The organism is Saccharothrix sp. (assembly GCF_031180885.1).
GTDB lineage: Bacteria > Actinomycetota > Actinomycetes > Mycobacteriales > Pseudonocardiaceae > Actinosynnema.
The window spans coordinates 286,666-306,583 of sequence record NZ_JAPSLK010000001.1 but is presented as its reverse complement, the minus strand read 5'-3'; the positions used below and the strand labels follow the sequence as shown (position 1 = coordinate 306,583).

Annotated in this window: 18 protein-coding genes; 10 read left to right on the top strand and 8 right to left on the bottom strand. The window is 70.7% G+C overall.

Annotated elements, in window-relative coordinates:
• The first annotated feature begins 29 nt into the window (after window positions 1–29).
• The 5 genes from RIN75_RS01575 to RIN75_RS01555 all read left to right on the top strand — a co-directional run bounded on the left by RIN75_RS01575 (window position 30) and on the right by RIN75_RS01555 (window position 3,850).
• Window positions 30–632, top strand: a complete 603-nt coding sequence (locus RIN75_RS01575; protein ID WP_309109909.1) for a hypothetical protein — start codon at window positions 30–32, stop codon at window positions 630–632.
• Window positions 629–1,528: a CopD family protein gene (locus tag RIN75_RS01570; protein WP_309109908.1), complete on the top strand. Its 900-nt coding sequence runs from the start codon at window positions 629–631 to the stop codon at window positions 1,526–1,528. The genes RIN75_RS01575 and RIN75_RS01570 overlap by 4 nt, the downstream gene beginning before the upstream one ends.
• A 26-nt stretch (window positions 1,529–1,554) precedes the next feature.
• On the top strand, window positions 1,555–2,436 hold the full coding sequence (locus RIN75_RS01565) for a cupredoxin family copper-binding protein (RefSeq protein ID WP_309109907.1): 882 nt from the start codon (window positions 1,555–1,557) through the stop codon (window positions 2,434–2,436).
• A 57-nt stretch (window positions 2,437–2,493) separates the two neighbouring features.
• A complete protein-coding gene (locus RIN75_RS01560; protein WP_309109906.1) occupies window positions 2,494–3,063 on the top strand; it encodes a cupredoxin family copper-binding protein in 570 nt (189 codons plus the stop codon).
• A 79-nt stretch (window positions 3,064–3,142) separates the two neighbouring features.
• Window positions 3,143–3,850, top strand: coding sequence for a hypothetical protein (locus RIN75_RS01555; protein ID WP_309109905.1), 708 nt, complete (start codon window positions 3,143–3,145; stop codon window positions 3,848–3,850).
• Window positions 3,851–3,856: 6 nt separating this feature from the next.
• Here RIN75_RS01555 and RIN75_RS01550 read toward each other — a convergent pair whose 3' ends face one another.
• Window positions 3,857–3,988, bottom strand: coding sequence for a hypothetical protein (locus RIN75_RS01550; protein ID WP_309109904.1), 132 nt, complete (start codon window positions 3,986–3,988; stop codon window positions 3,857–3,859).
• 695 nt (window positions 3,989–4,683) lie between these two features.
• Here RIN75_RS01550 and RIN75_RS01545 point away from each other — a divergent pair.
• Together RIN75_RS01545 and RIN75_RS01540 are read left to right on the top strand one after the other, a co-directional pair.
• Entirely contained in the window at window positions 4,684–6,495 is a 1,812-nt protein-coding gene (locus tag RIN75_RS01545) for a phosphoenolpyruvate carboxykinase (GTP) (RefSeq protein WP_309109903.1), read from the top strand.
• A gap of 231 nt (window positions 6,496–6,726) precedes the next feature.
• A complete protein-coding gene (locus tag RIN75_RS01540; RefSeq protein ID WP_309109902.1) occupies window positions 6,727–7,227 on the top strand; it encodes a hypothetical protein in 501 nt (166 codons plus the stop codon).
• A 41-nt stretch (window positions 7,228–7,268) separates the two neighbouring features.
• On the opposite strand, the gene RIN75_RS01535 is transcribed toward RIN75_RS01540, so the two are convergent.
• Genes RIN75_RS01535 through RIN75_RS01525 form a run of 3 tightly spaced genes read right to left on the bottom strand, consistent with a single transcriptional unit; the run spans window position 7,269 to window position 10,212 of the window.
• Window positions 7,269–8,105 carry a septum formation family protein gene (locus RIN75_RS01535; protein ID WP_309109901.1) on the bottom strand — a complete coding sequence of 279 codons (837 nt, stop codon included), beginning with the start codon at window positions 8,103–8,105 and terminating at the stop codon, window positions 7,269–7,271.
• A 5-nt stretch (window positions 8,106–8,110) separates the two neighbouring features.
• On the bottom strand, window positions 8,111–9,385 hold the full coding sequence (locus tag RIN75_RS01530) for a hypothetical protein (RefSeq protein ID WP_309109900.1): 1,275 nt from the start codon (window positions 9,383–9,385) through the stop codon (window positions 8,111–8,113).
• A gap of 53 nt (window positions 9,386–9,438) precedes the next feature.
• Complete coding sequence (locus tag RIN75_RS01525) at window positions 9,439–10,212, bottom strand: 5-oxoprolinase subunit PxpA (protein ID WP_309109899.1); 774 nt, start codon at window positions 10,210–10,212, stop codon at window positions 9,439–9,441.
• 99 nt (window positions 10,213–10,311) lie between these two features.
• Here RIN75_RS01525 and RIN75_RS01520 point away from each other — a divergent pair, with 99 nt between their 5' ends.
• The 3 genes from RIN75_RS01520 to mctP all read left to right on the top strand — a co-directional run bounded on the left by RIN75_RS01520 (window position 10,312) and on the right by mctP (window position 13,033).
• The gene (locus RIN75_RS01520) at window positions 10,312–11,010 is read left to right on the top strand and encodes a GntR family transcriptional regulator (protein WP_309109898.1); all 699 of its coding nucleotides are present in this window, start codon (window positions 10,312–10,314) and stop codon (window positions 11,008–11,010) included.
• Between the two features lie 121 nt (window positions 11,011–11,131).
• Complete coding sequence (locus RIN75_RS01515; protein ID WP_309109897.1) at window positions 11,132–11,398, top strand: DUF3311 domain-containing protein; 267 nt, start codon at window positions 11,132–11,134, stop codon at window positions 11,396–11,398.
• Window positions 11,399–13,033 carry a monocarboxylate uptake permease MctP gene (gene mctP, locus RIN75_RS01510; RefSeq protein ID WP_309109896.1) on the top strand — a complete coding sequence of 545 codons (1,635 nt, stop codon included), beginning with the start codon at window positions 11,399–11,401 and terminating at the stop codon, window positions 13,031–13,033. It abuts the gene before it with no gap.
• 86 nt (window positions 13,034–13,119) lie between these two features.
• On the opposite strand, the gene RIN75_RS01505 is transcribed toward mctP, so the two are convergent.
• From RIN75_RS01505 to RIN75_RS01490, 4 genes are all read right to left on the bottom strand, one after another.
• Complete coding sequence (locus RIN75_RS01505; protein ID WP_309109895.1) at window positions 13,120–15,501, bottom strand: NEW3 domain-containing protein; 2,382 nt, start codon at window positions 15,499–15,501, stop codon at window positions 13,120–13,122.
• Between the two features lie 73 nt (window positions 15,502–15,574).
• Window positions 15,575–18,172 carry a hypothetical protein gene (locus RIN75_RS01500; RefSeq protein ID WP_309109894.1) on the bottom strand — a complete coding sequence of 866 codons (2,598 nt, stop codon included), beginning with the start codon at window positions 18,170–18,172 and terminating at the stop codon, window positions 15,575–15,577.
• Window positions 18,173–18,289: 117 nt separating this feature from the next.
• A complete protein-coding gene (locus RIN75_RS01495) occupies window positions 18,290–19,051 on the bottom strand; it encodes an amino acid ABC transporter ATP-binding protein (RefSeq protein WP_309110420.1) in 762 nt (253 codons plus the stop codon).
• 14 nt (window positions 19,052–19,065) lie between these two features.
• Window positions 19,066–19,890, bottom strand: a complete 825-nt coding sequence (locus RIN75_RS01490) for an amino acid ABC transporter permease (RefSeq protein WP_309109893.1) — start codon at window positions 19,888–19,890, stop codon at window positions 19,066–19,068.
• Window positions 19,891–19,918 lie beyond the last annotated feature (28 nt).

The following is a 19,918-nucleotide window of genomic DNA, read 5'->3' as shown; positions in this document are numbered from 1 at the left end:
CGGCGAGGTCCGCGGGGGCAACGGTGAAGGTGAACAGGGACCAGGTGGTCGCGGCGAGCCTGGTGGGCACGGTCGTGGTGGTGCTCGGCTACGCGTCGGGCCTGGGTCGCGTGCCGACACCGGTCTCCACCCAACAGGAGGCGATCCGACCACCGGCCGTCCTGCCCGAGCACGCCACGGCCACCACGCCACCGATCGTCCACATCGGACAGTCACTGCCGCGGAACCCGCCCCGCTTGGGCCTGCCGGTAACCCACCCGTCGCCCAGCCACCCCTCGCCGACCCACCCGACGCCGTCACACCCGGACACCACCCCGCCGAGGCCGACCCCGCCGGGCAACACTCCGCCGTGCGACACCGACGCGATCATCGCGTTGCTCGCTCAACTCGGCGCGTTGGTCGGCGACCTGCCGCTGCTGGCCGACCTCCCGCTGCCCCTGCCGGCCGTGAGCGACCTCCCGCTGGTGACGAACCTCCCGCTGCCGTCGGGCTTGACCGGTGTCCTCCCCACCGCCGCCCCACCCGCTCTCGTCACGACCACCGACAACCAGCAGCTCAACGACCTCCTCGGCGGCTGCGGCCTGCTCGTCCAGCCGGACGGTCGGATCGTCGGATTGGTGAGCAATCCATGAATCCCACGATCTTGGCCGCAGCATCCGCCGAACCGACCCGCTCCTGGCTCACCCTCGCCCGCCTCGTCGACTACACCGGCACAGTCCTCTTCCTCGGCGGCACCGCGTTCCTCGCGTTCCCCTGGCCCGACGGCGCGCAGGAACGCCGCCCGAAACGCCTGCTCACCGTCGCCTGGCTGCTGGGTGCCGCGGGCACGGTCGCGGGTCTCCTGCTGACCGCCGCCTGGATCGCCCGCGCCGCACCCCAGGACCTCACCGCGGGCACGGTCCGCGCGGTGCTCGACATCCCCTTCGGCCGCGCGTGGACCGCCCGCACCCTGCTCTGGGTCCTCGCCGCCGTGGTCCTGGTCGACCTCCTGCGCCGGGGCCGCACCGCCGTCACGTCCCTGCCGTGGCGGGTGGGGACGGGCGCGGTCGCGTTCGGGCTGGTCCGCACCAGCGGCATGACCGGGCACGCCCCCGACCTGGGCTGGTGGGCGGAGGCCGCGGTCCTGGTCCACCTGGTCGCGGTGAGCCTGTGGGTCGGCGGCCTGGCCGTCCTGCTGACCGGCGTCCTGCCCGGCCGCGACCCCGACACCCTGCGCGCGGTCGTGCCGAAGTACTCGACGCTGGCCCTGGGTTCGGTCACCGCCCTCACCGCCGCCGGCGCGCTGCTCGCCTGGCGCCTCAACGGTTTCCAGGTCGCCACCGACTACGCCCGGATCCTGCTGGTCAAGCTCGCGCTCTTCGGCGTCCTGCTCGCCGCGGGCCTGTTCAGCAAGCGGTGGGTGGACCGCCGGCTCGCGACCGCCACCACCGTCGCGCCCTTCGCCCGCTCGGTCGCCCTGGAGACCGTGCTGGCGGTCGCCGTCCTCGGCGCGGCGGCCTTCCTCGTCACCGCCAGTCCCGGCCGGTGATCCCTGCGAGAACCAAGGAGTCCACTGTGGACGATGACAACAACCGGCGGGGCGGCGGGTTCGCGCTCGCGCTCGCCGCGCTCGGCATCGCGGGGGCGGTGTTCGGCCTCGCCGCGGCGGCGGTGGCGCCGACCGCACCGCCCGTGGCCGCGGAGGTGGGCCTCGCGGCGCGGGCCGGCCACGCGCAAGGCGCCCAACCCGCCGCGGCGGCCGCGCACCAGGTGGCCATCTCGGGCTACGCCTACAGCCCGGCGAGCATCACCGTGAACGTCGGTGACACGGTCACCTGGACCAACCAGGACACCGCGCCGCACAACGTGGTGGTCACCTCGGGCCCGGAGAAGTTCACCTCGCCGACGCTGCAGAAGGGCCAGTCCTTCAGCTTCACCTTCACCAAGCCCGGCTCCTACCAGTACTACTGCTCGGTCCACCCGGACATGAAGGCGAGCGTCACGGTCACCGGCTCCACCACGACCACCGCACCCCCGACGACGACCACCACCGGCCACCCGACCCACCCGCCGACGACCACCACCGCCCCGACCACCACGACCACCGCACCGCCCGCGGACTGCGTGCCCAAGGAATCCCTGGCACCGCTCCTCGCGCACATCAAGGCCGCGCACCTGGAGACCTCGCCCCTCCAGCAGGTCAACGACGCGTTGGCGTTCGACAACTACGTCAAGCAGCACACGGTGATGCTGGGCCAAGTGCTCGACCCGCTGCTCGCGAGCGACACCCACGCACAGGTGCTCGAACCGTTCATCGCCCACCTCAAGGCCGCGCACCTGCAGACGTCCCCGTTGCAGCAGATGAACGACGCGTTGGCGTTCGACAACTACGTCAAGCAGCACACCGTGCTCCTGGACCAGATGCTCACCCCGCTGCTGGAGCAGGCGACCTGCTGATCGCGCCGCGACCCGGCCGACGACGCCCGGGTCGCCCACCTCCCCGGAGAACCCGCCATGCTCGCGCTCGTCGCCCTGCTCCTGGCACTGTCCGCCCCACCCGCGCACGCCGTCCAGCCGCACGCCGGCGGGACCCACGCCGTCCCGATCCGCCAGTACGCCTACCAGCCCGCGACCATGACCATCCGGGTCGGCGACACCGTGACGTGGACCAATGAGGACCAGGCCCCGCACGACGTGGTCACCTCCGCGGGTCCCGCCGCGCTCCAGTCGCCGATGCTCGAAACGGGCCAGTCCTGGACCTACACCTTCACCGTCGCCGGCACCTACTCGTACTACTGCTCGATCCACCCCGACATGCGCGCGCAGATCACCGTGCTGCCCGAAGACACCCCCGAGCCCCAAGCCCCGCAGGCACCGCCACCACCGCAGATCCAGTCACCGCAAGTGATTGCGACAACCCCGGCCGTCACCACCGAAACCGTGTCGCCCACGACCACCGTTCCCCAGGCCGCGAGCACCGCCACGCCGTCCGGTCTGCACCCGATGCTCCTGCTCGCCGGCCTCGTTGCGGCGGTGACGACGTTCTGCCTGCTCCTCATCGGTTCACGTCCCGACAAAGAGTGATGCGGGTTCCGCAGCGGAACCGAACAGGCATAACGTGAGTCCTACCGGTACTTGTGCGGCAGCAGGAGGGTGGGATCCGGTGTACGTCGACGAGACAGGCGCTTCCGACGGCGAGCTGAAGGTCACCGTCGAGGACGAGGAGTACACCGCCGAGGCGAACTACGACCTGAACGACGACGGCGTGGACGAGAGCGCCGTGGTCGAGACCGACGACGGCGGGCACCTCGCGTTCAGCGACACCGACGGTGACGGCGACGCGGACCTGATGAGCACGTTCGACAAGGACGGCGAGCTGGTCGGCCAGGCCCGGTTCGACGAGGGCTCCGGCGAGTGGATCGCCGTCGAGCCGTCCGACGACCACTCCCAGCAGACCAACACCAACGCGGGCAAGTCCATCGTCGTGGACGTCGAGGACGGCGCGGACCAGAACGTCGGCCCGGCCACCGAGGACACCGACGGCGACGGCACCGCCGACACCGCGGTGGTGAAGGACGAGCAGGGCGACACCTGGCTGTTCACCGACGTCGACGGCGACGGCGAGGCCGACCTGGCCACCGAGATCACCGCCGCCGGCGAGGTCACGATGTCCAAGCACACCGGCGAGGACGAGTGGACCGAGGTCGAGCACGGCCGCATCGACGAGAACGGCAAGTACGTGCCCGACGGCCGCGACGGCGTCGCCGAGGACAGCGACGAGGTGTGGGCGGCGGCCGAGGAGCGCAAGGTGACGGTCAGCGGGGTCGTGCGCATCGATTCCGTGACCGGGCAGTGGATCAGCCCCAACTAGGGGCGGTTAGCGGCCGGTGATCTCGGTGATGTCGCCGGCCCGGTCGAACGTCAGCCGGGGCGCGTAGACGCCGACCCCGGCGAACTGCTCCCGCGCGCACTTGACCGTGCCCACCCCGCTGAACAGCGCGACCTGCACACCGCCGGACGACCCGCTCCCAAGCGGCGTATAGCACCTGGTCCGCACCGGCGAACTGCCGGTGGGCACGCCACTGCCGCCGATCCGCCGGCTCGTCCGCCGTGGTCGCGCCCGCCCCGCCGCCTGTGGTCGCGCCCGACCCGCCGGCCTCCGCGCCACTCCCAGCGCCACTCCCCGCGCCGCCCCCGGTGCCGGTCGAATCGCTCGACCTCGCCGCCGCCCGTTACGCGTCCCACGCCCGCGCGTTCGGCATCGATCCCGAAGAGGCCATCTCGGCCGTGCACCACCACTTTTTCGCCCGCTGAACCGCGCGACCGACCCGCCGAACAGCAGTGGGCAAAGTCGGACATTCTTCGTGCAATTCTTGCGCCGCAACATGAGAGCGCTCTCACAACGTTACGAAGTCGCAACCTCACCGTGTGGTCACCGCCGCACCCCCATGCCCTTGCATTCCGGGAACTAAAGCCCAGGTCACAGCCGGGTTTGTGATGATCGGGTGCTGAATCGATTCCAGAATCGGTTTTGTGAGAGAGCCGACAGGTCAGATGTGCGTTACCGAGGATTAACCCGGCTAACCTCCGTCTATCCCCTTAAACGGCACGCCCTCCACCGGGCGGGCGGAGCCATTCCCGAGGACGTCCCACCAGGACAACGGCGTCCACGTGGGCTGGCGCTCAGCTAGGAGACGAGACGAGATGACGGCAGTGACCATTCCCGGTCTCGACCAGGCACCCACCAACCACGCGCGCCTGCTGTCCTGGGTGCGGGAGGTCGCCGAGCTGACCTGCCCCGACGAGGTGGTCTGGGCCGACGGTTCCCAGGACGAATGGAACCGCCTCACCGCGAAACTCGTGGACGCCGGGACGTTCGTCCCGCTGAAGAAGAAACCCAACTCGTTCTGGGCCGCCTCCGACCCGACCGACGTCGCCCGGGTCGAAGAGCGCACCTTCATCTGTTCCGTGGACGAGGCCGACGCCGGCGCCACGAACAACTGGATGGACCCGGCCGAGATGAAGGCGATCATGACCGAGCTGTACCGCGGCTCGATGCGCGGTCGCACGATGTACGTGATCCCCTTCTGCATGGGCCCGCTGGACGCCGAGAAGCCGATGCTGGGCGTCGAGATCACCGACTCCGAGTACGTCGTCGTCTCCATGCACATCATGACCCGCATGGGCACCAAGGCCCTGGCGCGCTTCGGCGAGGACGCCGAGTTCGTCAAGGCGCTGCACTCGATCGGCGCGCCGCTGGAGCCCGGCCAGGCGGACGTGCCGTGGCCGTGCAACGAGACGAAGTACATCACCCACTTCCCCGAGGAGCGGACGATCTGGTCGTTCGGCTCGGGTTACGGCGGCAACGCCCTGCTGGGCAAGAAGTGCTACTCGCTGCGCATCGCCTCGGTGATGGCGCGCGACGAGGGCTGGCTCGCCGAGCACATGCTGATCCTCAAGCTGACCTCGCCGGAGAACAAGGCGTACTACATCGCCGCCGCGTTCCCGAGCGCCTGCGGCAAGACCAACCTCGCCATGCTGGAGCCGACCATCCCGGGCTGGAAGGTCGAGACCCTCGGCGACGACATCGCGTGGATGCGGTTCGGCGAGGACGGCCGCCTGTACGCGGTGAACCCGGAGAACGGCTTCTTCGGCGTCGCGCCGGGCACCGACTACCACACCAACCCCAACGCGATGCGCACCATCGAGAAGGGCAACTCGCTGTTCACCAACGTGGCGCTGACCGACGACGGCGACGTGTGGTGGGAGGGCATGGGCGCGCCGCCGGCCCACCTGACCTCGTGGAAGAAGCAGGACTGGACGCCGGACTCGGACGAGCTGTCCTCGCACCCGAACTCGCGCTACTGCACGCCGATCGCCCAGTGCGACATCAAGGCCCCCGAGTGGGAGGACCCGAACGGCGTCCCGATCTCGGCGATCTTCTTCGGCGGCCGCCGCGCCACCACGGTCCCGCTGATCACCCAGTCCCGCGACTGGCAGCACGGTGTGTTCATGGGCGCGACGCTGTCCAGCGAGACCACCGCGGCGGCGGTCGGCCAGGTCGGCGTGGTGCGCCGCGACCCGATGGCGATGCTGCCGTTCATCGGCTACAACGCCGGTGACTACTTCCAGCACTGGATCGACACCGGCAAGTCGGCCGACGCGGACAAGCTGCCGAAGATCTTCTACGTCAACTGGTTCCGCCGGGGCGAGGACAAGCGCTTCCTGTGGCCCGGGTTCGGTGAGAACTCGCGCGTGCTGAAGTGGGCCATCGAGCGCATCGAGGGCAAGGCCGCCGCGCAGGAGACCCCGATCGGCCACGTCCCGACCGCCGACGAACTGGACCTGACCGGCCTGGACGCGCCGCGCGAGGACGTCGAGGCGGCGCTGGAGTTCAACGCCGACGAGTGGCGCGCCGAGATCCCGATGATCGAGGAGTGGTTCGCGAAGATCGGCGACAAGGTCCCGACCTCGCTGCGCGACGAGCTGGAGGCCCTGAAGCAGCGCCTCGGCTGAGGTCGTTCGGGGCGAGGCCGCGTCGGCCTGTCGCGGCGCGTTTCGCTCCGATCACGCTCTTCGATCGGAGCGAAACGCGCCGCGATGGGCCGACTTCCAGGCGGCCTCGCCGCGACTCCGGAGGCGGCACCAGCCAACACAGTGCACAGACCCGGTGGACAACGGCGTCCACCGGGTCTCTTTTTGGTGACTCCCCGTGATTTCCGGCTGGTCCGGAGGTACCAATGGAGTGTGACCCAGCAGGAGGATCTGCCCGGCGGCCTCCACTTCGACGGGCCGCGGGACGTGCAGGTGGGACCGCAGACCGGCATCGTGCGGTACTACCCCGTGGCGCCGGGCGACTCGCCGCCCGAGAACGGGTCGCCGGTGCCGCCGCGAGCACCTGACCGCCCGCGCACGAGGTGGTGGTGGCACGTCCTCGGCGTGATCCTGGGACCCGCTCTGGTTGCTGCGGGTGCGTTCGCGTGGGGGTACGGGATCGACCAGTTCGACGAGTTGCGCTGGCGCGGGCTGGTGGGCCTGGGACTGGCGGGACTCCTGGTGGGGTTGATGACCTTGGGGCGGCTGTCCCCAAGCGCGCCGCTGGTCGGTGGACTGACCGCGGTGGGCGCGTCGGTGGTCTACGAACTGGGGTACTTCCCGGCGTTGCCCGTGCTCAGGCCGGTGCTGGAGAGCGGCGCGCCGGTCGCGGTCGGGGTGCTGCTGGTGGTCGTGGCCCTGCGTCGGCGGTAGTTGTCCACAACCTGTGGATGGAGCTGTGCACAGCCTGTGGGTCAGCTGGGGAGCGGCTTGTCGCCCAGGCCCCACAGGCGTCCGGTGAACGGTCGGGTCGCCTCGGCGTAGCAGACGACCGTGGTGTTGCCCTCGGACCAGGCCTGGCTGCCGAACGCGCGCCAGGAGGCGAAGACGTCCGGGCGTTCCGCGCCGACGTACCCCGTGACGGCCTTGGCGCAGTGGTCCTTGGCCTTGGCGTCGACCTGGTCCTTGGACGGGGTGGGGGAGGTGTGCGCGCCGAGGTTGAGCACGCCGGGCACGGCCTCCGCCTTGTGCTGGGCGTCGCAGGTGACGATCTTGAGCTGTTCGTCGACGCCGGGTGAGCCCTGTGCGCAGAGCTGGACCTGGGCGAAGCCTTCGGCTTTGAGCAGGCTTTTCAGCGGTGCGGTGCGCTTCTTGCGCTGACCGTCGGGGCCGATCTCGACGACCGTGCACAACCGCCAGCGGTCGCCGCGCGCCCAACCGTCCCGGCTCACCCACAGGACCTGCGGTTGGAGGCGGGTCGCGTCGTGGTCGGTGCTGCCGAGGTAGACGGCCAGGGCGGTGCGGCACGCGGGGAGGGCGCTGCGGCGCAGGTCCCGTTCGCTCGGGTAGGCGTCACCCAGTCCAGTGAACTGGCCGATGGCGACGACTTCGCCCTCGTGCGGCTCGGTGCACGGGACGGTCTTCAGCCCGCCGTCGGTGCACTGGCCGTGCTGGGGGAGTTCCTCGGGGCTCGGGGTGATCGACGGCCGGACCACCTCGCCGTCCGGCGTGCCCGGGACGGGGGTGGTGCAGCCCGTGAGGAGGGCGAGCGACAGCAGTCCGACACCCACCGCCGCCCGCCTGCGCCGCACGGTGGTCAGACTACTGAAACCAGGGCGCGGACCTGATCGGCGATCGCCCGGCGCTCGGCCTCGAAGGCGGCGTCGGTGAGGGCGGTCGGGTCGACCGGCTGCCGGAGGACCGGGGTGTGCAGGTGCCCGCCGGCGGCGGTCGAGCCCAGGCCGAGGCGGACCCGGTTGGCCCGGTACATGGACTCGTTGGACAGGTAGTCACCGCCGCTGCCGACCGCCGCGACCGCGCCGGGCGTGGGTTCGTCGGTGCGGCAGACCGGCGTGCCGGTGCCCGGCGTGGTGCCGATGGGCCACTCGCAGAACGACCGGTTGAAGTTGACCGGGAACGGGGTCGTGCCCGCGTCCACCATCCGCTGCCACGGCAAGGAGGTCTCGATGAACTCCAGCGCCGGCTGCGGCCACCCGCCCGCGTCCGGCACGGGACCCTTCACCCCGATCCCGTTGTTGTCCGCGAACCCGCCGCGCCACCGCGTCGCCCACCGCTCGACGTCGAAGCGCCCCGGCCGCCCTTGGCTCACCGTGACCAGCGCATCCGGCCGCAACCCCCGGAGAATCGTCCCCCCGTAGAAACGTTCCACAACCCCCTCGTCGAACGATCCCCACAGCACCGGCAAGACAGCGGCCTCGACCCGCGCCGGCCCGTCCGCGGTCTGCACCACCGTCCCGTCCAACCGCAACGCCGCCGCCCCGGCCGGGTTGCTGCGCCGCACGGAGGCGCCGGTCAGCTGGAACGGGTCGAACCCGGTGACCAGGATGCGCCGGCCGTTGCCCCCGAACCGCACGTCGTCCACCCCGCGCGACGCCCAGTCCACACGCCGCACCAGCCGCGCGCGTTCATCGGCCGACAACGGGAACCGGGCCTGCCACTGCCGGACGGCGGAGGTCAGCTGGAGCCGAGCCCAGTAGAGGGGACGGTCGTCATAGGCGTCCCACTCGTGCTCACCCTTGGCCCGATCGACCGCACTCCGCCACAACTCCCGCCCGACTTCGGCGGTCAACGCGTCCGCACCGGCCCGCGTCCGCACCTCGCACAACCGCGTCACGAACCCGCGAACCACCGACTCGAACCCACCCAGCCGCACCAGCTCCGGCCCCGCCGCCGGCGCCCCCGGCGCCAACGAGTCGTCCAACCGCTGCTCTTCAACCGTCAGCGGCACACCGGTGTCGAAGCAACCTCCCGCTCCTTGCGCCGCCGCTTCTTGCGCCGAGGCCACCCCCGGCAAGCCCAACATCCCGACCGTCACCGCTGCTGCCATCACGCTGCGCATCCTCTTGATCACGCACCGATCCTGGCGAACGACGACAGCCGTCACCACCCCCGAACGTTGACACCTCAGGCACTCAACCGCGCCCCGCCGGTGTCCATTGCAGCCAGCCCCACCCCCGCCTCGGTCAACGCGTCCCGAACCGCCCGAGCGATCCCCACGGCTCCCGGTGTGTCGCCGTGGACGCAGATCGAGTCGACCCGCAGCCGGACCAGGTGCCCGTCGATCGACCGCACGTGCCCGTCGACAGCGATCCCCACGCACCGCTCCGCGATCTCCACCGCCGAGTGCAGCACGGACCCGGGTCGACGCCGGTCGACCAACGTCCCCATCGCGGTGTAGGCGCGGTCGGCGAAGGCTTCGTACCGGACCGGCAACCCCGCCACCTCGGCCCGCTTCAACCACACCGCGCCGGGCAGACCGAGGACGGGAAGGGAGGGGTCGAACGCCCGAACCGCGTCAACCACCGCATCGGCCTGTGCCTCGTGCGTGCCAAGCGCGTTGTAAAGCGCCCCATGCGGTTTCACATAGGCGATCCGCGTCCCGGCCGCGCGAGCACAGGCGTCCAACGCGCCAAGCTGATACAGCACTTCGGCGGTGAGAACGGCGGGCTCGACATCCACAAACCGCCGCCCGAACCCGGCAAGGTCCCGGTACCCGACATGCGCCCCGACGGCGACCCCACGAGCAGCGGCAGCCTCACAGGTCCGCCGCATGATCACCGGATCGCCGGCGTGGAACCCGCAGGCGACGTTGGCACTGGTGACAACCCCCAACAACCGAAGGTCATCCCCGACCCCCCACCGCCCGAACCCTTCCCCGAGATCGGCATTGAGATCCACACCCCACCCCTCCTCCCGCGCCGGAACATTGTTCAATGTAGGGATTGTTCAACAATCCAGCAATACTCCGATTGACCTGTTCACCGATAGACTCACCGCATGACGAGCCTGGACGCGGACGACTGGCTGCGGACCCTCGCCGGCGACCGCGCCGACATCGACCGTTCCAGCACCGCCGAGAAGGTCGCCGACAAGCTCCGCGCCAGCGTCCTGAGCGGCGAGATCCGCCCCGGCCGGCAGCTCAACGAGAAGGCGCTCGGCGACGCCCTCCGCGTCTCCCGCAACACCCTCCGCGAAGCCTTCCGCCTGCTCACCCACGAGCGCTTGCTGGTGCACGAGTACAGCAAGGGCGTCTTCGTCCGTAAGCCCGACTGGCACGACATCGCCGACCTCTACGCCGCCCGCCGCGTCATCGAGTGCGGTGCCGCCCGCTCCTACCCCCAAGCCGACGACGAAGCCCGCAGAGCCGTCCGCACCGCGGTCGACAACGCGGTCGAAGCCGCCACCGCGGGCGACTGGACCGCCGTCGGCACCCACAACATCAAGTTCCACCAGGCCCTCACCGCGCTCGCCGGGAGCGCCCGCCTGAACGAGGAGATGGAGCGCCTCCTCGCCGAGCTCCGCCTGGCCTTCCACGTCATGGCCGACCCCAAGCGCTTCCACGAGGCCTACCTGCCGCTCAACGTGGAGATCGTCGCCCACCTCGAGAAGGGCGCGATCCAGAACGCCGTCGACTCGCTCGCGGCCTATTTTGAGACGGCGGAACAGCAGTTGGTGACGGCCCTGCGCGGTGAGTGAAAAAGGGTCACGATTCAACTACGTCACCGACAGGCAATCCACCGGACACCGTGACGGCCGTACTCCCCGGGGCCTAGCATCGCGCGACACCCTTGTCATCCGGGCCGCACGGAGGGCACACATGCCGTCTGCTCGACAATCCAGCCTGCGCTGGAGCTGGTGGAACCTGCTGCTGCTGGTTCCCCTGCTCATGCTGATCACACCGTGGTTCAACTCCGACGAACCCCGGTTGCTCGGGCTGCCGTTCTTCTACTGGTACCAGTTCGTCTGGGTCCCGCTGGGCGTCCTCTGCGTCGGCATCGTCTACGTGAAGACGAAGGATCAGCCGACCGTGACGGGCAAGCCCGACCTGCTCGGTGTGGACGACCTGGACGAGGGGGCGAAGTAGATGCAGTGGACCGAACTCGTGGTGTTCAGCGCGTTGTTCCTGCTGGTCACCGTGCTCGGTTTCGTCGCGGCGCGCTGGAAGGCGGGCGACACGCTCGACCACCTCGACGAGTGGGGCCTGGGCGGGCGGAAGTTCGGGTCGTGGATCACGTGGTTCCTCGTCGGCGGTGACCTCTACACGGCGTACACGTTCGTCGCCGTCCCCGCGCTCGTGTTCGGCGCGGGCGCGATGGGCTTCTTCGCCTTGCCGTACACGGTGATCCTGTACCCGATCGTCTTCTTGCCGCTGGTCCGCATGTGGTCGGTGTCCCGCGTCCACGGCTACGTGACGCCGGCCGACTTCGTCCGCGGCCGCTACGGCTCGCACTGGCTGGCGCTGCTGGTCGCGATCACCGGCATCGTCGCCACCATGCCGTACATCGCGCTGCAGCTCGTCGGCCTGGAGGCCGTGCTGCGCAGCATGGGCCTCAACGGCGCCGGCATCCTCGGCCACGCGCCGCTGTTCATCGCGTTCGTCATCCTGGCGCTGTACACCTACCAGTCGGGCCTGCGCGCGCCGGCGCTCATCGCGTTCGTCAAGGACACCCTGATCTACCTGGTGATCCTGGTCGCGGTGATCTACCTGCCCGCGAAGTTCGGCGGCTGGGGCGCGATCTTCGACAGCGCCCAGGCCAAGTTCGACGCCACGCCGGCCAAGGGCGACGGCATCCTGTTGAACGGCAACAACCAGCTCCAGTACGCCACCTTGGCGCTGGGCTCGGCACTGGCGCTGTTCCTCTACCCGCACTCGCTGACCGGCATCCTTGCCTCCCGCGGGCGCAACGTCATCAAGCGCAACATGGTGGCGCTGCCCGCGTACTCGCTGCTGCTGGGCCTGCTCGCGATGCTGGGCTTCGTCGCGATCATCGCGGGCGTCAAGCCGATCACCAACGAGGCCACCGGCCGCCCGGACACCAACACCATCGTGCCGGAGCTGTTCGGCCAGGAGTTCCCGTCCTGGTTCGCGGGCGTCGCGTTCGCCGCGATCGGCATCGGCGCGCTGGTGCCGGCGGCGATCATGTCCATCGCCGCGGCGAACCTGTGGACCCGCAACATCTACAAGGAGTACCTGAAGAAGGACGCCACCCCGGCGCAGGAGGCCAAGCAGGCCAAGCTCGCCTCGCTGGTGGTGAAGTTCGGCGCGGTCGCGTTCATCGTGTTCATCGACCCGCAGTTCTCCATCGACCTGCAGCTCATCGGCGGCGTCATGATCCTCCAGACGCTGCCCGCCGTGGCGATCGCCCTCTACACCCGGTGGTTCCACGTCTACGGCCTGATCGCCGGCTGGGTCGTCGGCATGGGCTGGGGCATGTGGCTGCTCTACGGCATCCCCAGCGCCGACGGGAAGCGCCCGCACTTCGGTGGTTCCGCGCTGGCGCTGGACAAGCTGTCGCTGTTCGGCTGGCACCCGTTCGCCGGCTCCACGCTCCAGATCTACGTGGGCGCGGTGGCCGTCGTGGCGAACCTGCTGGTCGCCGTCCTGGTGACGGTCGTGGCCCGGCGGCTTCGGGTGTTCAACGGCACCGACGAGACCCAGGCCGACGACTACCACGTCGACGAGGACAGCCCGCGGGTCAAGCCGGTCGCCGTGCACTGACCGTCCACTGAGGACTCGGCAGAAAGCCCGCCCGGCCATCGCGCCGGGCGGGCTCATCCGCCGTCGCTAGCCCACGACCGCCGCCGCTAGTCCACGACCTCCAGCGGCACGGCGGCCGACCTGCGCACCAGTCCCGCTCCCGCCGCCTTGGCCCGCAGCCACCACCGCCCGGTGGTGGCCCACCGCGGCACCACCACCTCGAACGCGAACTCCATCCGCCCCCGCGCCGGCACTTCGCCGCCGCACACCAGGGGCCGCGCGAAGTCCCATGTCTCCCAAGGGCTCACCAGCCGCACCTCGACCGCGACCGGCGCCCACAGCGCCGAAGCCACCGCCACCGGCACCGCGGCCCGCTCGCCGGGACGCAGCCGCAGCGGCTCCGGCGCCCGCGCGATCCACAGCGGCTGCACCGGCCCGTCCTCCAGCAAGGACCCGCCCCACTCCGGGACCTCCACCAGCAGCACGTCCTCCACGACCCGCCAGGCGTCCTCGGCCCGCTCGGCGTCCACGACCCGCTCGGCGTCCACGACCCGCCCGGCGTCGACCTGCGCTCGCACCGGGTACATGCCCGGTGCCGCCCACCGCGGCCGCCCGATCGACACCTCCGACCGCGTCGACCCGCCGGGCGGCAGCGTGAACGGCAGCTCCTCGGGCGCGACCGACCACCCCGGCGGCGCGACCAGCCGAACCCGCCCGGCCAACTCCTCCTCGGCCGCCGACGTCACCACCACCTCACCGTCACCCCGGAACCGCACACCCACCGGCGGCCGACCCGGCGCCGGACCGCGCTCGTGCCGCAGGTGGTCGGAAAAGAGCGGCACATCGGGCTCGCAGGACACGACGATCGGACCGACGTCCACCGGCTCGTCCAGCGACCCGGACGCGGGCAGCCGCCCGGACCCGTCCACCCCCACCACGGCCGTCAACGGGTGCGCGCACTCCTCCACCGCCCGCGCCGGATCACCGCACGGCACGGCGTACTCCACGGTCTGCTGCTGCGGGAAGTCCGCCGGCCGCAGCACCTCCTCGACCCCGGGCCAGGTGATCCGGACCTCGTCCCGCAGGTAGTCCACGGACGTCACGCAGTCCACCCAGTCGACGCCTTCCCACAGCGTCACGGTCTGCGCGTACGCCACACCACCGGTCCGCCCGCGCACCACGGCCCGCTCGCCGACCGGGCTGTGCCACACGGTCACCGTCGCCGGGGTGGTCGCGCCGAGGTCGTTGCCGACGGCGGGCGCGAGCAGTTCGGCCTCGTCCACCAGCCGCACCAGGCCGGCCACCACACCGCCGCGCGCCGGGTCGACGGTCAGCAGGTGGGCGGAGTTCGCGATCTGCGCGCCGCCGCCGCGCGTCCAGCCCTGCGACGTCCCGCCGGTGAGGTGGAAGACCTTCCACCCCAACGCGGGCACGTCCCCCGCGTGGAACACCACCGTGTGACCTTCGTGGACGCACGGGTGCAAGCCGTCCGCCGACACCACGGACACGTCGGCCAGGTCGTCCTCCAGCCGCACCTCGACCATGCCGGACCGCTTGCGCGCCAACGGGTTCCACACCACCACCGGCACACCGTCACCTGAGGTGTCCACAATGGACGACAGTGCGCGCAGCACCCGCGCCCGCACCTCGGTGGCCAGGAAGTGGGCCTCCCGCAACGACACCTGTGGGTCCGCGTCGTCCGCGAGCCGGGCGCGGGCGTGCGCCAGCACGTCCTCAGGCGGTTCCGCGACGAGCGATGCGAACGCCTCCGCCTCCTCCACCACCCGCGTCGCCGCGCGCACCTCGATCCCCTGCGGCACCGGCACGTCCTGCGGCAGCGAGCACACGAACCGCGGCGACGAGTACCGCGAGTTCCAGTCGTGGTGGATCTGGGTGAACCAGCGCCCGCCGCCGACCAGCGCCGCGTGGCCGCTGCTCAGCTGCCGGTAGGCCGCGCGCTCGGCGTCCGCGAGGGTCTCGGCGGCCTCGACGGGACCGCTGTTGGCGGGCAGGAGGCGGTCGACGAGTTCCACCCGGTTCTGGTCGACCAGGGCGGCCAGCGGTTCCCGGTCCTGGGGGCGGGTGTCCAGGTAGGGCTCGACGACGCCGGCGAGCAGCCCGAACCGGTAGGACGGGTCGGCCAGCGCCAGTTCGAGGTGGGGGCGGACCTCGGTCACCGCCGTCGCCTGGGCGACCAGGTGGAGGGTCCGGCCGGGTTCGGCGACGGTCAGCTCGAAGTCGACCTCGTGGTGCTCTTCGCCGTGCCGCACGACGGCCCGCGCGGGCAGCACCGTGCCGGGCGGGTGCGCGGACACGTCGACCGGGACCTCGTAGCCGAACAGCCCGGGCTCGACGTCCGTGCCGTGGCGCGCACTGCGGACTCCCGCACCCTCGACGTGGACGTGCACCGGTCCCTCGTGGTCGGGGGTGCGCACGCGGACGACCTGCAGGGAGCCGACGAACAAGTCGGTGGACTCGACGACGACCATGGTTCGACCTCAGCACTGGAACGTCCGATGTGGAAATCCCCCAAACCGGCAAGCCGCACCCGCAATTGCGCGGTCAGCGCTTGAGCATCCGAGTGAGGCCGGCCGCGACCGTCGTGGCCAGGACCCACCCCGTGACGATCAACCCGGCCCCGATCCACTGGGAGGCCCCGGCCAGCTGCCACCGGTTCTTGTTGCCGAAGTCGACGATCGGCACCACCAGGTCGATCGTGAACAGCCAGGGGTTCCACGGCAGGCGGTCATCGGAGTTGATCACCTCCAGCGGCTCGCCGACGGAGAACCAGACACTGCCCAACACCCAGGACACCACGAGCCACGCGAGCGCGCGAGCCGGCCGGTACCCGTACCCGACCATCGACCGCTGCAACCAGCTCCAGAGGAGGACGAGCGGCCGCAGCCACCGACGCCCCTCGGCCACCGCCCGGTACCGCAGGCGCTGCTTCTCGACCAGGACGGTGGCGGCGTGCTCGTCGTTGCCGCACGCGCGGAGCATGTCGGCGAACTGGTCGTACGGGCCGGGCCGGTAGGCGCGCCGCATGGCCTGGCGGAGCCAGCGGAGGCGGCGGTCGACCTCGTCGTCGTCGCGCAGGTCGATCGGGTTGCGCAGGGAGTCGTAGCGGAACTCTTCGAGGTCGATCCAGCCGGTGGCCGACCAGAAGTTCTCGTTGTCGTCGAGCGAGGTGCAGCGGACCTGGCGCAGGGTGACGTCGCCGCGCGGCGGACTGACAGGCGTGAGGACGAGTTCCTGAACTTGGAGCCCCAGCGCGTTGAGCGCATGGCTGTCGAGCTTGTCCCCCAACACCGCCCCGCTGAAGTTGGCCATCCGCCCGACCTGCGCCCGCCGAGCCCGCACACCCCCGTGCGCCACGAACTCCTTCGCCCCGCCCGCACAGATCAAATCCCGCCCGATGACCGCCCCACCCACGTCCAGCGAGGGCTTGCCCGCAGGCATGTGCCGATACCGCCCGGGCTGCGTGATCCGACTGCCGCGGAGGTCGAGATTCGCCCCGATCCGCACCCCTCGCAGCTCCAACCCACCCGCGACCTCGACCTCGCGAGCAGTCAGATTGCTCCCGATGTTCGACCGGTTCCCGAGAACGGCATCCGCCCGAGGGTTGTCCAACGCGGACCCGTCCAAGGTCAGACTGCCCTTGACCTGAAGATCCACCATCCGGATCTGCCCCCGCACGAAGGCCTGCCGAGCGATGAGGTCCCCACCGACCTGAGCCCCGTCCAGGTGCAACGCCCGCCCGAACCCAGTGGGCTCCGCAACCCGCTCCCCACCGCTCTGTCGGTCCCCCATGAGACGATGGAGACGGGGGCCGGAGGCCGCGCCCGCCTTCTTGGCGACCGGTTCGCTGGGCTCCAACGCGCTCTCGGCACGCACCGGCGCCGTCTCTCCCGACTCCTTACCCACCCTCGCGCGAACGGTGCCGGCGAGTCCCGCCGCGGCAGTCCGAGCAGCCTCCACCCGAGCCACCCACCCGGAACTCCCGGCCCCACCACCAGCCGCCCCGCCACCGAACCCGTTCCCACCCGGCTCACCACTGCCCGGCCCGGCGCCGGCTTGCTTGACGTTGCTCGGCCCGGCGCCGGCTTGGTTGTCGCCGCCCGGCTCGGCACCGGCCGACTTGGCACTGCCCGGCTCGGCGCCGTCCGACTCACCGCCATCAGGCTCGTCACTGCCCGACTCGGCCGCTGCCTCAGCCGAATCAACGCCGTCCCCGAGTGCGTGGTCCTCGGCGTCGAAGTGCCCGCCGGACAGCGACAACGTCCCGCCCAGCCGCGCGTTCACCATCCGGACCGTCCCCGCGCTGCTGAACTCCCGGTCCAGCTGCACGTCCCCGTCCACCGTCACCCGGTCCAGCACCACCGTCGACGTCGGGTCCGCGTGCGGGTCCAGCCCCGCCTCCTCGTCGACCTTCCCCGCCGCCACCGACGCACCCCGCAGAGTCAACGCCGAGTCCACCCGCGCGTTCGCCAGCAGCACCGTGCCGAAGATCGTAGAATTGTTGAACAACAGGTTCCCGCCCACGTGCATTCCGGTCGCGTTCACCGAGTGCGCATGGGGATTGTTCAACGACCCACTCGAGAAATTGCAGTTCCCGCCCACCTGAGCCCCGGCCATCCGCAGCTCACCGGAGACCGAAACCCCCTGCGCCAGCAACGCCCCGGCCAGCTTCACGCGATCGGCGTGCAGCGCCAGGCCACCGGGAGTCGGCGCAACCAACCGGGCATCGCGCAACACCAACGACCCCGCGATGTCGGCGTCGGTCAGGTCCACCAGCCCTTCGACCGTGCTCCCCGACAACGACACCTCGTTGGCGCTGCTGAGGTTCCGCCCCCACAACCCCGGCAACCGGCACCCGGAGAACACCACCCCGGCCAACCGCCCCTGCCGCAGGTCCGGCACCTCCTCGAACCGGCACCGCACGAACTCCAGCAGGTAGTTCAGCTCCACCGCCCGCAGGTCGAGCACCCCGGTCAGGAACCGGTCCTCCACCCGGATCACCGGTGGCACCGAAGGCCGCCGCAACCCCAGCCGGAACGCGCCCTCGCCCAACCCGCGCAGCACGTCCGCCGCGGGCATCCGGTAGGCGCGCGGCGGGCTGGGGTCGAACACGTCCAGCCCGCGCGCCCCCGTCTCGGTCATGTGATCGACAATGGGGGCAGACCAAGATCGCCCGCAAGCGAACGCGCCAAAAAGCGGAAAGTTACGCCGAAGGCCGCCGGCCTGCCGCGCTCATGGCGAAAGCGGCCGTGGGCGACGTCACGCCGAAGGCCCCTGGTGCGTCGGGTCGAGCACGCGTGCCAGGAACGACTTCGTCCGCTCGTGCTGCGGGTCCCCGATGACCTGCGCCGCCGGGCCCTCCTCGACCACGTACCCGCCGTCCATGAACAGCACCCGGTCCGCCACCTCGCGCGCGAACTGCATCTCGTGCGTCACCACGAGCATGGTCATGCCCTCGTCGGCCAGCGCCCGCATCACGCCCAGCACGTCCCCGACCAGCTCGGGGTCCAGCGCCGAGGTCGGCTCGTCGAACAGCATCACCGACGGGTCCATCGACAGCGCCCGAGCGATCGCCACCCGCTGCTGCTGCCCACCGGACAGCTGCGCCGGCATCGCGTTGACCTTCTCCGACAGCCCGACCCGCTCCAGGTTGCGCAGCGCGATCTCCTGCGCCTGCTTCTCGCCGCGCTTGAGCACCTTCCGCTGCGCCACGGTCAGGTTGTTCAGCACGCTCAGGTGCGAGAACAGGTTGAACCCCTGGAACACCATGCCGATCCGCGTCCGGGCCGCGTCGATGTCGCAGTCCGGGTCGGTCAGCTCGACACCGTTCACGACGATCTTTCCGTCGGTCGGCTCCTCCAGCAGGTTCACGCACCGCAGCAGCGTCGACTTGCCCGAGCCCGACGGCCCGATGATGCACACGACCTCGCCGCGCGCGACCGACACGTCGATGCCCTTGAGCACCTCCAGCGGCCCGAACGACTTCTTCAGCCCGGTGATCTCCACCGCGACGTCGGTCACCACGTCGGACGACTTCACGCCGACACCCCCAGCCCGGTCGACTCCGGCGTGCCGATCTTCCGGCCGCCCGTCCGCTTCTCCAAGTGCCGCGACAGGTGGCCCAGCGGCAGCGTGATGATCAGGTAGCACAGGCCCGCGACCAGCAGCGGCGTCAGCGACGGGGACCGGCTCAGCGTCTCCCGGCCGAACTTGGTCAGCTCGTAGTCCGCCGCGGTCAGGCCCACGACGCTGATCAGCGACGAGTCCTTGATCAGCATGATCAGCTCGTTGGTCAGCGGGGGCAGGATGATCCGGAACGCCTGCGGGATGGTCACCGTCACCAGGGTCCGGCCGGGCGACATGCCCAGCGACCGCGCCGCCTCGATCTGGCCCTTGGGCACCGCCAGGATGCCCGCGCGGATCGTCTCGGCGATGTAGGCCGACCCGACGATGCCCAGCGCGAGCCCCGCGGTCGAGTTGATGTCGAACTTGAGGCCGAACGCCAGCGGCACCGCCACGCTCAGCGCCACGAACACCAGCAGCGCCGGCACACCGCGGAAGAACTCGATGTACGCGGTCGCGATCCACCGCCAGGGCGCCACCGGCGACAGCTTCATCAGCGCCAGCAGCAGGCCGAGGCCGAGGCCGATCGCGAAGCCGAATGCGCTGTAGATGATGGTGTTCACCAGGGCCGTCTGGATGACGGTCGGGAACATCTTGGCCGCGGTGTCGACGTTGAAGAACGACCGGCGGATGTCTTCCCAGTCCGCGAACACCGCGATCAGCGCGACGATCACGATCAGCAGCGCGTACTGCGCCCGGCGGAACATGATCGCCCGCCGGCGTTTGGACATGGCCATTTCTCTCGGCACTCCTAGCAGGGGGTCG

What these genes read in the sequence shown, in the direction of transcription:
- RIN75_RS01490 (WP_309109893.1), bottom strand. Translation starts at nt 19,890, where the DNA reads ATGGCCATGTCCAAACGCCGGCGGGCGATCATGTTCCGCCGGGCGCAG.
- RIN75_RS01515 (WP_309109897.1), top strand. Translation starts at nt 11,132, where the DNA reads ATGCCGTCTGCTCGACAATCCAGCCTGCGCTGGAGCTGGTGGAACCTG.
- mctP (WP_309109896.1), top strand. Translation starts at nt 11,399, where the DNA reads ATGCAGTGGACCGAACTCGTGGTGTTCAGCGCGTTGTTCCTGCTGGTC.
- RIN75_RS01570 (WP_309109908.1), top strand. Translation starts at nt 629, where the DNA reads ATGAATCCCACGATCTTGGCCGCAGCATCCGCCGAACCGACCCGCTCC.
- RIN75_RS01560 (WP_309109906.1), top strand. Translation starts at nt 2,494, where the DNA reads ATGCTCGCGCTCGTCGCCCTGCTCCTGGCACTGTCCGCCCCACCCGCG.
- RIN75_RS01500 (WP_309109894.1), bottom strand. Translation starts at nt 18,172, where the DNA reads ATGACCGAGACGGGGGCGCGCGGGCTGGACGTGTTCGACCCCAGCCCG.
- RIN75_RS01505 (WP_309109895.1), bottom strand. Translation starts at nt 15,501, where the DNA reads ATGGTCGTCGTCGAGTCCACCGACTTGTTCGTCGGCTCCCTGCAGGTC.
- RIN75_RS01545 (WP_309109903.1), top strand. Translation starts at nt 4,684, where the DNA reads ATGACGGCAGTGACCATTCCCGGTCTCGACCAGGCACCCACCAACCAC.
- RIN75_RS01520 (WP_309109898.1), top strand. Translation starts at nt 10,312, where the DNA reads ATGACGAGCCTGGACGCGGACGACTGGCTGCGGACCCTCGCCGGCGAC.